General features: G+C 69.8%; 8 protein-coding genes. 5 read left to right on the plus strand and 3 right to left on the minus strand.

Annotated elements, in window-relative coordinates; genetic code table 11:
* Positions 1-77: 77 nt before the first annotated feature.
* Positions 78-1,556, plus strand: coding sequence for a macrolide 2'-phosphotransferase (locus tag ABIC21_RS16325; protein WP_502936017.1), 1,479 nt, complete (start codon positions 78-80; stop codon positions 1,554-1,556).
* Here the strand turns inward: ABIC21_RS16325 and ABIC21_RS16330 are convergent.
* From ABIC21_RS16330 to ABIC21_RS16340, 3 genes are all read right to left on the minus strand, one after another.
* Positions 1,553-5,131: an ATP-dependent helicase gene (locus ABIC21_RS16330; protein ID WP_354351420.1), complete on the minus strand. Its 3,579-nt coding sequence runs from the start codon at positions 5,129-5,131 to the stop codon at positions 1,553-1,555. The two genes, ABIC21_RS16325 and ABIC21_RS16330, sit on opposite strands and share 4 nt — an antisense overlap.
* Positions 5,128-8,382: an ATP-dependent helicase gene (locus tag ABIC21_RS16335; RefSeq protein WP_354351473.1), complete on the minus strand. Its 3,255-nt coding sequence runs from the start codon at positions 8,380-8,382 to the stop codon at positions 5,128-5,130. Before ABIC21_RS16335 ends, ABIC21_RS16330 begins: the two co-directional genes overlap by 4 nt.
* A gap of 143 nt (positions 8,383-8,525) precedes the next feature.
* The gene (locus ABIC21_RS16340) at positions 8,526-8,942 is read right to left on the minus strand and encodes an MGMT family protein (RefSeq protein ID WP_354351421.1); all 417 of its coding nucleotides are present in this window, start codon (positions 8,940-8,942) and stop codon (positions 8,526-8,528) included.
* A 142-nt stretch (positions 8,943-9,084) separates the two neighbouring features.
* Between ABIC21_RS16340 and ABIC21_RS16345 the strand changes: the two genes are divergently transcribed.
* From ABIC21_RS16345 to ABIC21_RS16360, 4 genes are all read left to right on the plus strand, one after another.
* Positions 9,085-9,795 carry a 3'-5' exonuclease gene (locus ABIC21_RS16345; RefSeq protein ID WP_354351422.1) on the plus strand — a complete coding sequence of 237 codons (711 nt, stop codon included), beginning with the start codon at positions 9,085-9,087 and terminating at the stop codon, positions 9,793-9,795.
* A 294-nt stretch (positions 9,796-10,089) separates the two neighbouring features.
* Complete coding sequence (locus ABIC21_RS16350; protein ID WP_354351423.1) at positions 10,090-11,163, plus strand: methionine ABC transporter ATP-binding protein; 1,074 nt, start codon at positions 10,090-10,092, stop codon at positions 11,161-11,163.
* Positions 11,160-11,831 carry a methionine ABC transporter permease gene (locus ABIC21_RS16355; RefSeq protein WP_354351424.1) on the plus strand — a complete coding sequence of 224 codons (672 nt, stop codon included), beginning with the start codon at positions 11,160-11,162 and terminating at the stop codon, positions 11,829-11,831. Before ABIC21_RS16350 ends, ABIC21_RS16355 begins: the two co-directional genes overlap by 4 nt.
* A gap of 163 nt (positions 11,832-11,994) precedes the next feature.
* Positions 11,995-12,837 (plus strand): MetQ/NlpA family ABC transporter substrate-binding protein, encoded by an 843-nt coding sequence (locus ABIC21_RS16360; protein WP_354351425.1) that lies wholly within the window; start codon positions 11,995-11,997, stop codon positions 12,835-12,837.
* The last annotated feature ends 62 nt before the right edge of the window (positions 12,838-12,899 follow it).

The following is a 12,899-nucleotide window of genomic DNA, read 5'->3' on the forward strand; positions in this document are numbered from 1 at the left end:
GGGCAATTTATTCCCGATCTTTCAGACTCGCCGTGGTGCATCGCCGTCTTGGGCTCCACTCAATCTACCGTGGAAGAGTGAGAAGAAAACCAATCGAACTGGCAGCTGTGGCAACCGCGGCAGTCCCCGGACTGACCCCGACCGCCGTCAGCTCTGCGCCCGACGATCCGGCGGACTTCGATTCGGCTCTCCTCCTGGATTCCGAAGGAAAACGCTGGCGCGTCCGCTCGCCGCGGCACGCCGAGGCCAGCGCCCGTCTGGAAACAGAATTTCTGGTGCTTCGCGCCTTCCTGCCGGGCATCCGGGCCGAACTTCCCTTCCTGATGCCCACCGTGGCCGGGACCGTGCGGCAGGGCCTGCTCAGCACGTTCGTCTACTCGCACCTGGCAGGCTCGACCCGGTCGGTCGAGGAACTCGGCGCCGCGTCCCCCGCGGTGGCACGCGAAATCGGCGCCGCCCTCGCCGCCATCCATGACCTGCCCCAGTCGCTGGTCAGCAATGCCGACCTGCCCAGCTACACCCCCAACGAATTCCGCCAGCGCCGCCTCAACGAACTCGACCAGGCCGCCACCACCGGCAAGATTCCGCCCCTGCTGCTCCGCCGCTGGGAACACGCCCTCGAGGACGTCTCGCTCTGGCGCTTCAACCCCTGCGTGGTCCACGGGGACCTGCATGAGGACAACCTGCTGGTCGACGGCGACCGTGTGACGGCCGTGACGGGCTGGACCGATCTGAGGATCGGGGACCCTGCCGACGACATGGCCTGGCTGGTCGCGTCCAACGACCAGGACTTCGTGGACGCCGTGCTGGCGCACTACACCTCGTCCCGGCGCGACGTGCCGGACGCCCATCTGCTGCGGCGCGCCGCACTCTCCGCCGAATTCGCCCTGGCGCAGTACCTCGTGAAGGGCATCGCTGCCGGGAACCAGGACATGATCGACGAGGCCGAGTCCATGCTCACCGCACTCGCCGAGGACGTCGCGGAACATGGCGGGCAGCCGATCAGCGTGGAACCGCTCCCCCAGCCCGCCCCTGTTCCCAGCACCGCAGGACAGGAGCCGCAGACCGCCGCTGCTGGAAACGCGTCGGTGCCTGCCGTGAGCAAGGTAACCCTGCTGGCGCCTGACTCGGTCTCCGGTCTGGCCGCCGTTCCCTCCAGCACCGCAATGCCTGCCGTGCAAGTCACGCCCATCCCGCTCGACGCCGCCGGCGATGACGGAGCAGGTCAGGCTAAGGGAACAGGTCAGGCTGACGGCGCGGCCGGGGAAGACAACGCGGCCGGGGCTGACGCCAGTGCCGCGGGCTCTGAGCCGGCACCTGCCCAGGTGTCCGGTGTATCGGCTCCTGCGATGCCCGGCGACGGGCCGGCCGCCGAAGAGCCCGCCGAGGAAGACAATTCAACCCAGTCGGTCGCCGTCATCCAGCCGGATGCCCCGGCCGAGGCAGATGCGCCCGCCGGGGCAGCCGCGGTCGCGCCCGGGGCAGCTTCCCCGGCAGGCCCGGCAGAGGAGACGTCGACGGCCTCTCTCACGGTGGTCGAAGCGAAGTCCCGCTAGCCGGTCCCCAGGGCCGTGGCGACGATCTGTTCGAGCCGTTCCGCTGAGCCCAGGTCGTGCGGCCGGACCACCTGGTTGTCCGCCACGTAGTAGAACGCCGCCCTGACCTGGTCCAGCGGGACGCCCTTGAGCCGGGCCCAGGCAAGCCTGTAGACGGCCAACTGGACCGCTTTGGTCTTCAGCTGCGCGGCGGACGGCCGGCGGCCGGTCTTCCAGTCCACCAGGTCCCAGCCGCCGTCGGCATCACGGAAGACGGCGTCGATCCGGCCGCGGACCACGACGTCACCGATCCGGGTCTCCACCGGCACCTCAACGTGGGCCGGGGCGCGGTTGGCCCACTCGGACTGGCGGAAGGTTTCCACCATGCTGTCCAGACCGTACGCTGCGTCGATGTGGTCGTCGGAGCCGGCTGCCTCGCCGAGGTCCAGCATGCCGGCCGCGCCGAAGTACTCCTCCACCCAGGCATGGAAAGCGGTGCCCTTGCGGGCCGACATCCCCGGTTCCCGCGGGACTGGACGGCGGAGCCGGGCGACGACGGAGCCGGCGTCGTCTTCCAGATCCACCAGGGTGGACGCGGAGATGTGGCCCGGCAGGTGCACCTCGTGGACCGTGGTCCGGCGGGACCGGCGTTCCAGCAGCGTCGCGGCCTCGGATGCCCAGCCGCCCGCAGGGCCGCGCAACGGCCGGCGTTTGTCCGTGCCGGGTGTGTCCGTCCCCGCGGCGGCGTCCCGCAGCACGTCGGAGTCCAGGGACGCCAACACCCGTGCCGCCGCGGCCTGCATGGCCGCCCGCCGGCCGGGAACCAGGCGCAGCCGGGACCCGGTGCGCGGATCGATGGGCCCCTCCAGCGGGTCATACGGCCAGCCGGCGACCTCCAGCTCGGAGGTCAGCGGGCTTTCCTCCGGCAGTGATTCCTCGCTGACGGACTGCGGGTGGATCGTGGCGGCGCCGTCGGCAACCAGCACCTCGAGTTCGGCCAGGAAGGGAGACATGTCCGCCATCCCGGCGCGCGAGCCCACCCAGGCGGCGCTGGAAACCCAGAGCACGTGCTTCGCCCGGGTGTAGGCCACGTAGGCGAGCCGCCGTTCTTCGGCCTCGCCGTGAACCTGTACGGCGGACTTGAACTCCTTCTCGGCGTCGAGCCAGCCTCTTTGGTCCGGGTGTTCGAGGTCCCATTGCGGCAGGTCCGCACGGTCCCCGCGCAGCGGCCACGGCAGAGCGGCGCTGCCGCTGCTCCAGCGTGAGTCCCGGCTGCTGGGGAAGGCCCCGGCGTTGAGCCCGGGCACGAACACCACGTCCCATTCCAGGCCCTTGGAGGCGTGCACGGTCAGCAGTTGCACCGCTTCGTGGTTCACCTCCGGCGCGGCGGCGTCGAGGCCGTTCTCTTCGGCGGCCGCGGCCTCCAGCCAGGCCAGGAAGGCGAGCACGTCGACCCGGTGCGAGGTGTGCAGGAACCCGGCGGCGGCGTCCTGGAAGGCATCCAGGTTGCGGCGGGCCTGGTGAATGCTGATCCCGGGCCGCGCGGACACCTCGATGTCCAAAAGCATGGCCCGCTCCACCTCGCCGAGCAGGGTGGTGAGGTCATCGCCCATGTAGCCACGCAGTTGCCGGAGTTCCGCCGAGAGCCGCTGGAGCCGCTCCAGCGCCTCGGCGCTGAGCTGCCGGCCGTGTGCCGAGGTCCAGCCTTCACGCGGCAGCCAGTCGAGGGCCTCGACCAGGCTGGCGGCGTCCGTGAGGTCGCCCTCAATCACCGCCGCCTCCGCGCCGTCGTCGGCGTCGTCGTCCGGGGCGCCCGGGCGTCCGCGGCGCCGGGCGAGGAAACTGGACCAGTCCCGCAGGGCCATCAGGTCCGCGGGTCCGATCCGCCAGCGGGCCCCGGCGAGCAGGCGCATCAGCGAATCGGAACGCCCCGGATCGGCCAGCACGCGGAGGGTCGCGACCAGGTCGATGATTTCGGGGGTGTCCAGGAGACCGCCGAGGCCGACAATCTCGTAGGGGATCCCGCGCACCTCGAATTCCCGGCGGATGCATTCCATCTGGGCGCGCCGGCGGCACAGCACCGCCATGGCGGGCGGTTCGGGCTCGGCCGCCGACCCGTCGAAGTCCGTCACACGGAACTTCAGCACGTCACCGGCGATGGCCGCGGCCTCGTCCTCGTCGGTGCCAAACCGGCCCATCACCACGCGGCCCTGGACGGCTGCCGGGCTGGGCTGCAGCGGGGGAACCTCGACAGCCCCGGCGGTGTCCCGTTCGCCGGCCGGGCCGGTCCGGGCGGCGGCCCTGCTGAGCGGCGCGGAAATGACGTTGGCGGCGGAGAGGATGGTCCGGCCGTTGCGCCAGGCCGTGGTGAGGTACGACGTCGGGGCGACGGCGAAGCGCGCAGGGCCTGCGGCGGCGGCGCCGGCCGTTTGAGCCGCTTCGGCCGCGGCGGCAGCGTTGTCGGCGCCGGCGGTGATGCCACCGCCATCCTCGGACCCGAGCCGCACCGGGAATTCGCGGACAAAGTGGAAGAGCTGGCCGGCGGAGGCGCCGCGGAAGCCGTAGATGGACTGGTTGGGATCCCCCACCGCTGTGACTGCGTGCCCGTCGCCGAACAGCCGGGAAAAGAGCACCAGCTGGGCGTGCGAGGTGTCCTGGAACTCGTCCAGCAGCACCACCTTGTAGCGCCGGCGTTCGGTGTCCGCGGCGACCGGGACCTCGCTGGCGACGCGCGCGGCGAGGGCCACGAGGTCGCCGAAGTCGAGGGCCCCGCGGGCACGCTTGGCGTCCGTGTAGCGTCCCACCATCTCGGCGACGCTGGCCCGGGTGCGCAGCAGCCCGCTGAGCTCGCCCACGGCCTGGCTGGGGTTCTTTTTGGCGGTGGCGAGGTAGGGCAGCGCCTCGAACTCGGCCACCCGCTCCAGCAGCCAGCCGCGGACCCCGGACGGGTCCTGGAGGTGCTCGGCGCACTCGCCGGCGAGCTGGATGACCGCCTTGACCAGGGTGGATTTGGCGGAACGGAAGTGTTCGTACTCGCCGTCGAAGGCTTCCACCACCTCGCTGGCGAGCTGGAAGGACTGCGCGCCGCCGAGCAGCACGACGTCACGCTCGACGCCGAGCCGGAGCCCGTAGTCGGACACGATGCTGCTGGCGTACGAGTGGTAGGTGGAGACCTTGGGTTCGAGCGCGTCGGTGCTGAGCAGCCCGGCGGGGAAGACCTGGTTCTGTGTGTCGGCCGCGGCGATACGCTGCAACGCGGCCAGCTTCGCGCGGATGCGGGTGGCCAGCTCCCCGGCGGCCTTCCGGGTGAAGGTCACACCGAGCACTTCCTCCGGCCGGACCCAGCCGTTGGCGACGAGCCACACCACGCGGTCAGCCATGGTGGCCGTCTTGCCCGAGCCGGCGCCGGCAATAACGAGCCGGGGTGAAAGCGGCGAGGAGATGATGTGCGATTGTTCGGCAGTGGGGCTGTTCTTCTCGCCCAGCAGGGCCGAGAGCTCCTCGGGCGTGAACTTCGGTGCGGGAAGATCGGCGGCTTGAGGAGGGGAGGGAGGTGCTTCGGGCTGGGCGCTGGCATGCGTTGTCTCGGCGGTCATTCGGTAACCTGCTTTCCCCGCAGGCACAGCGGGCAGACTTCGGGAAGGCGGCAGCCGTGGCCGCCGTGGCCGCCTTTGGACGGATCATGGCGGGCCTCGAAAGTGGTCCCGGACATGACCCGGGCGGCGTCGCCGACCATGTCCAGGGCCCAGTTCTCCGCCGGATCCAGTGGCGCCTGGGCCTGGATGCCCGGGCTCTTGGTGGTGGTGCCGAGCTGGGCCAGGACGGCCCCGCCGGGCAAGGGGGGCGGGCCGTCGTCGGGGCCGGCGAAGCCTCCACCCAGCACTGCGGCCTGGTAGGCGCCCAGCTGCGGATGCCGCTCGAGGTCGGCCTTGCCGGGCTGCCGCTTGCCGGTCTTGAGGTCGACGACGACGAGCCTGCCCTCGGCGTCGATCTCCAGCCGGTCGACCTGGCCGCGCAGCACGGCCGGGCGGGCCGGCCAGGAGTCGCCATCCGCGTCAGCGCCGGCTTCAGCGCCGGTGCTTCCGGCCGGGGCCGGAACGTCCGGGAGTTTGACTTCGAAGTCCAGCTCGACGCCGACCAGGGACCGGCCCTCGCTGCGCATCACCAGCACGTACTGGGCGAGCTTCCGGACCATGGTTTCGGCGCGCTGGAAGTCCAGCTTTCCCTCCCAGTTGTCCTTCATCCCCAGCGCCGGCCAGCGCCGGACGAGTTCTGCCACGTACTCGCTGCCGGAGGCGTCCGGCAGGTCCTGCGCGATCGCGTGGACGAGGGTGCCCAGGCTGCGGGCAAAGTCGGTGGCGGCCTCCCCGCCGGCGGCCTGGACAAACCAGTCGAGCGGCGATTTCTGCACGGTCTCCACCTTCGACGGCGAGACGTACACGGTGCCGCCCGGCGGAACGACGGGCTCCTCGGACGACAGCGCCGCAAGGCCCCACCAGCTCGCGGGGTGCGCGCCGGGGACGGGCGGCTCCGCCGCGGCCAGCGCGCCGAGGACGGTGCTGGCCTCCAGGGCTTCAGGGGTTCCGGCGTCGAGCTGGGCGTACTGGCGCAGTTCGGCGACCAGGGCGCGCAGGGTGAGCGGGCGCTCCACCGGGGTGAAGCCGCGCCGGTCCTGGTCCGGACCGAGCGGCGCCACGTAGTCCAGGAACGAGGACGGCTGGTCGTCCTCCGAGGACACTGCGGTGCAGATCAGCGACTGCTGTGCCCGCGACACCGCGGTGGAGAAGCTGCGCAGTTCGTCGTAGCGGATTTCGCGCAGCCGGCTGAGGGGGTCCAGCTGCAGGGCGTATTCCACGCCGTGCTCGACGGCGTCGGCGAACAGTGTGCTGCCGAGCAGTTCGCCGCGGAGCCTGGTGTTGGGCCACACGCCTTCCTGCAGGCCGGGGACGATGACCACGGGCCATTCCCGGCCGGCGGCGCTGGCCGGGGTCATCAGTTCCACCGCGTCCTCCAGCTGGGCCCGTGCGGCGAGGGTGTCCATCGGGAGTTCCTGGCTGAGCAGGTACTCAAGGAACTGCTCCGGTCCGGACCCGGGGAGCTGGTCCACAAAGCGCTCGGCGGTGTGGAACAGCGCCATCATGGCATCGAGGTCGCGGTCCGCCCGGGCCCCTGCCGACCCGCCGGCCAGCGCCGCCTCGGTCCAGCGGGCGGCGAGGCCGGTGGAGTTCCAGAGCGCCCACAGCACCGTTTCGGCGTTGCCTCCGGGAGCCTGGGCAGCGTCCCGGCCGGCCTGAATCATCCGGGCGATCCGGCGTGCGGAGTGCCCCTCGATGCCCAGGGTCGCCAGCGCGCCGGGTTCCAGCAGCGCCTCGACGAGGAGGACGTCGCTGGTGCGGCCGCCGCCGCCCAGGAGTTCCTCGCGGCGCAGGGACTGGCGCAGGCGCCGCAGCTCGATCGCGGTGGACCCGCCGATCCGTGAGGTCAGCAGCGCCACGGCTGCCTCGGGGGTCAGTGCGGCCGGGTCCAGCGCCACGGCATAGGCATCCAGCAGGGGCCGGACGGCGACCTCGTCGCGCACGGCGGATTCGGCCACCGGGATCCGGACCGGGATGCCCTGGCCTGCGAGGTAGCGCTGCAGCTGGCTGAGCTGGCCGCCGTTGCGAACGATCACGGCGATGTCACCGAGCTCGCGGCCGTCGTTGAGCTGGGCCTCCAGGATCCGTTGCGCGACGTAGCGCAGTTCGTGCACCGGCGACGGCAGCAGGTGCGCTTCGACGGTGCCGCCGGTGGAGCCCTGGCCCTGGGGCTGTTCGAGCCGTCGCGCGGACTGCCCGCCGGCCCGGCTGGAGATCCGTCCGGCGACGGACAGCCAGGCTTCCGCCACCGCCGGGGTGTGGCGGTGCGCGGTCCACAGCGGCCGTTCGAGGACGGTGCCGCCGGCCGGGGCGAGCAGCCGGGGAAGCTCGGCCACAAGGTCCGGGCGGGCGCCGCGGAACCCCTGGACCACGGTGTCCGGCGATGAGGTGATGAGGGCCTCCTTGCCCGCGGCGATGTCCGCGAGCAGTTCGAACACGGCCGGGTTGGCTTCCTGCATGTCGTCCACCAGCACCAGCTGGAGCCGGTCGCGTTCGGCGGCGAGGAAATCCGGTTCGTCCTGGAAGATCTGCCGGGCCGCGGTGATGATGCCGGCCGGATCGAAGGATTCGGGCATGCGCAGGTCCAGCACGTCGCGGTACTCCGCGTACAGCGCGGCCGCGGCCACCCAGTCCGGCCGGTGGCAGCGCCGGGCGAGGACCACCAGGTCCTCGGCGGTCCGTCCGGATTCGATGATCCGGTCAAACAGCTGCCGGACCTCCTGCCGGAACCCGCGCGTCTGCAGGGCGGCTCCCAGGTCCTCCGGCCAGGGCAGCTCCAGCCCGGGCTGGGCGTGGCCTTCGAGGAGCTCCTTGATGATCAGGTCCTGTTCCGGGCCGGAGAGGAGTTTCGGCGGGCGCGGCAGCGGCAGGATTCCTTCGGCCTTGGCGCGGCGGATCAGGTCGAAGGCGTACGACGCCCACGTGCGGGCCGGCGTCGTGCTCAAACTGCGGTCCAGCCGGGCGGTGAAGCGGTCGCGGAGTGCGTCGGCGGCGAGGCGCCCGGGGGCGAGGATGAGCATCCGTTCGGGATCGATGCCGTCCCGCTGCGCGCGCCGGACGGCGGCCTCGACCAGTACCGTCGATTTGCCGGTGCCGGGCGCTCCGGGGATCAGGACCGGGCCGGAGCCGTGCGGGACGTCGACGGCGGCGAGCTGGTCCGCCGCCAGCACGGGAGCCACGCTGTGCAGCTTGCGCGGCGGCAGCAGGCGCAGCGTGGAGCCGGAGGTGCGCGGCCTGGCCGGGCGCTGCCCGCTCTTGGCGGGCGCGGTGGCGGCGTGCTGCGGTGGTGTGGGGTGCGTTGGTGCGGGGTGTGTTGGTGTGGGCTGGAGGGACGCGGGGTTGTTGCTGGGGATGCTCACACAGTCATTTCATCATTCGGGGCCGACAGTTTACGCAAGGACCGTTCCAGCCGCTCGGCCACGGCGTCGATCCGGTCGAACTCGCCGTCGCTCGGGGCCCAGCGGGCGGCCATCAGGTCCACGCGCCAGCGTCCCTCGCCGGTGCGGAGGTACTCCGCATAATTTCCCAGCAGCGGGGTTCCTTCCAGGATGTACAGGGTAAGGGCCTCACGCTCGTGCCCGGGGGGCGCGTCACCGCTGGCCTTCAGGACCCGCCACCAGGGCACGGAACTGCCGTGGTGGCTCATGACGGACCCGATCTGCCGGGGGCCGCCGGATCCAAGGAGCTCGGCGACGTCACCGTACGCCACCGCTACGCCTGCGGGGATCAGTGCCACCACGTCCAGCACCGCCTCCACATACTCCATCCGCATGGCACAAGCCTAGCGGCCGGGGCACCGGAACGCGCGGCCGGAGCGGGGCGCCGTCGGGCGTTCCCTGCAGGGGCGCAGTGACGCCGGACCGGGCCCGGGGTGGTGGCGCATTTCTGTCGGTGGCAGCAGGTAGCGTTGAAGCATGAGCACTTGGAACACCCTCCCCCGCGCAGCCTTCGACCTTGAAACCACCGGGCGGAACTCCCGCTCCGCGCGGATTGTCACCGCGTCCATCACGGTGGTGGATGCCGACGGCGGGATCGTCAAGGAACACGAATGGCTCGCCGATCCGGGCGTCGAGATTCCGACGGAGGCCAGCGACATCCATGGCGTCACGACGGAGCGTGCCCGCAGCGAAGGCCGTCCTGCCGCGGAGGTGACGCGGGAAGTCGCCGCGGTGCTCCAGGACCTGTTCGACACAGGCGTGCCGGTCATCGCGTTCAACGCCAGTTACGACTTCACCGTGCTCGCCGCCGAGTCGGCCCGTTACGGCGTGCCGCAGCTGAGCCGCTTCCCGGTGCTGGATCCGTACATCATGAACAAGCAGGTGGACCGGTACCGCAAGGGCAAGCGCACCCTCACAGCCCTCTGCGAGGAGTACGGGGTGAACCTGGACAACGCCCACACCTCGGCCGCCGACGCCCTGGCAACCCTGCGCATGCTCGACGCCATGGCCGGGAAGTTCCCCAAGCTTCGGATGCCGGCCAGCCACCTGCACCAGCTGCAGATCGAGTGGGCCTCCGCCCAGGCCTCCGATTTCCAGAGCTACCTGCGCAAGACCAAGCCCGCAGCCGTGATCGAAGGCGACTGGCCGGTGCTGCCGCCCGAGGACGCCAGCCGCGGGGACTTCTAGGCTCTGACGGACGCCGGCAGACCAGCGCGGCCGGCCGCGCACAAGGGGTTGGGACGGAAATCACAGCCCGCCCTGACGGCGCCATCACCGCTAAGTCCTTGCAGGGATTCCGCCTACCGGGGACGCAGGGCCGCGAGGTCCTGACGCTCCCGCAATTTCCCGAATTTTCTAAACGGATCGACCCTTTGTGACGAACTTTATGCGCAAGTAGATGCCACATGGCGGCCCTGACATAATTTAGTTCAGACTCTGGCGCGTGTTATGCCGCGCCCACCCCAAACCGCCAAGGGATCAATGATCACAGTTACCGACCTGCGCAAGGTCTACCAGCAGGGCAAAAAGGAAGTGGTGGCCCTCGACGGCGTCACCCTCTCCGTGCCAAAGGGATCCATTCACGGAATCATCGGCCACTCCGGTGCCGGCAAATCGACCCTCGTGCGCTGCCTTACCCTGCTGGACCGTCCGACGTCGGGTTCCGTCAGCATCGACGGCACCGAGCTCAGCTCCGTCCGGGACTCGGAGATCCGCGCCGCGCGGCGGCGCATCGGGATGGTCTTCCAGCACGCGAACCTCATGGATTCCCGGACTGCGGCCGGGAACGTGGCGCATCCGCTGGAACTGGTCAAGACCCCGAAGGACCAAATCAGGACCCGGGTCGCCGAACTCCTGAAACTTGTTGGGCTCGAGGGTTTCGAGAACGCCTATCCCTCGCAGCTTTCGGGCGGCCAGCGCCAGCGCGTGGGCATCGCCAGGGCCCTGGCCTCGGACCCCGACGTCCTGCTCTGTGACGAGCCGACTTCGGCTCTGGACCCGACCACCACGGATGAGATCCTCGACCTGATCCAGGACCTCACCAAGCGCCTTCAGCTCACCGTGCTGATCATCACGCACGAGATGAACGTCGTGAAGCGCGTCTGCGGATCGGTGTCCCTGCTCTCCCGCGGCCGCATCGTCGAACACGGCGACCTGCAGGACGTGGCCGGTGACCTGGACAGCATGCTGGCACGCGCATTGCTCCCCCTTCCGCCCTCGGAGCCCCTGCCGGGCGCCCTGCAGCGCGGGCCGGTGCTGGAGATTCTCTTCTCCGGCGACAGCGCCAAGGAGCCTGTCCTCACCGGCGTCGCCCGGCATTTCGACATTGACATCAATGTCCTGGCCGGCAGCGTCGAAACCCTCGGCGGCCAGCAGTTCGGCCACCTGCGCGTCCAGCTGACGGAAAATGCAGACTTGGACGCCGTCCTCGCGTACCTGCACGAGCGTGGCATCTCCGCGAAGCGCGCGGCCCCCGCAGCACCCGCCCCTGACTTCGCCGACGCGGCGCTCCCAACCTCTGTCCCCTCCACCGGGGAACAGGGAGGTAACTCATGAACGACATCTTCAGCAATCCCGTCCTGGCCAAGGCCCTGCCCGAAGCCATCATCGAAACCCTGCAAATGGTGGGGATCTCGTCCTTCTTTACCGTGCTGATCGGGCTGCCGCTTGGTGTGTTCCTGCACGTCTCTGCCCCGGGCGGACTCCGCCCGATGCCGGTCACGAACCGGATCCTCAGCGACGTGATCGTCAATATCACCCGTTCCATCCCGTTCGCCATCCTGATGGTGGCGCTCATTCCGGTGGCCCGTACCCTGACCGGCACCAGCCTCGGCCCTGTCGCCGCTTCGGTATCCCTCTCGATCGGCACCATCCCGTTCTTCGCCCGGCTGGTGGAAAACTGCCTCCGCGACGTGCACCACGGCAAGATCGACGCCGCGCAGGTAATGGGGTCCACCAAGATGCAGGTCATCAACAAGGTGATGCTGCGCGAATCCCTCCCCGCCCTCGTCGCGGCCGCCACCACCACGGTGGTCACGCTGGTGGGCTACTCCGCCATGGCCGGGCTCGTCGGCGGCGGCGGCCTCGGAAAACTCGCCTACAACTACGGCTTCCAGCGCTTCGACGTCACGGTCATGCTCGTCACCATCGTGCTGATCATTGTCCTGGTCCAGATCATCCAGCTGGTCGGCGAGCGGATCTCCCGCGGCCTCGACCACCGCTGACGCATCCCGGCTCCAGCGGCCACAGACACCGGCAGTCCGGCCCGACCCCGGCCGGCCCGCCGATTCCTGCACCACCAACCTGCAGCGGGTAGCCGCCCCCTGCACCTGCGCGGATTACGGCGCCGACGTCGTGAATCCAGCTACTTCGAAAGGAACGCATCCAATGCGTAAGTCACTTACCCTCCTGGCCACCGGCATTGTCACTGCCCTGGCGCTGACGGCTTGCGGTGGTTCGTCCACCCCCAGCGCCCAGGTCACGACCCTCGACCCGGCAAATCCCGCCACGCTCACGGTCGGCGCCAGCCCCGTGCCGCAGGCGAAGATCCTTGAGTTCATCAACCAGGACCTGGCCCCGAAGGCCGGCCTGAAACTGGACATCAAGGAGATCGAGGATTACCAGACGCCCAACACCGCGCTGAGCGACGGTTCCCTGGACGCCAACTACTACCAGCACCTGCCCTGGTACGAAGATCAGGTCACCACCAAGGGCTACAAGTTCGGCCACGGCGAAGGCGTGCATATTGAGCCCTACGCCGCGTTCTCCGAGAAGGTCCAGGACATCCAGGACATCCAGGACGGCGCCAAGGTTGCCATCACCAATGACCCGTCCAACCAGGTCCGAGCCCTCAAGGTTCTCCAGGTCGCAGGCCTGGTCAAGGACATCAAGGACGACTCCTCCGTGCTGACGCTCACCGACGAGCAGAACCCCAAGAAGCTGAAGTTCTCCGAAAACCAGCCGGAACTGCTGATCAACGACCTCAAGGACCCGTCGGTGGACCTGGCCCTGATCAACGGCAACTTCATCCTGAAAGCCGGCCTGAGCACCAAGGACGCCCTCGCGGTGGAGTCCGTGGAGAACAACCCCTACGCGAACTTCCTGGCCTGGCGCGAGGACTCCAAGGATGACGTCCGGATCAAGAAGCTCGACGAGCTCCTGCACTCCCCCGAGGTCAAGGCGTTCATCGAGAAGGAATGGCCCAACGGTGACGTGACCGTGGCCTTCTAGCCTCGGACCAACAACGTTTCCAACTACTGAGGGCACCCGCCGCGGCGGGTGCCCTCAGTGTT

Origin of the sequence: Pseudarthrobacter sp. PvP090 (assembly GCF_040547365.1) — a bacterium.
In the GTDB taxonomy this organism is placed as follows: Bacteria; Actinomycetota; Actinomycetes; order Actinomycetales; family Micrococcaceae; genus Arthrobacter.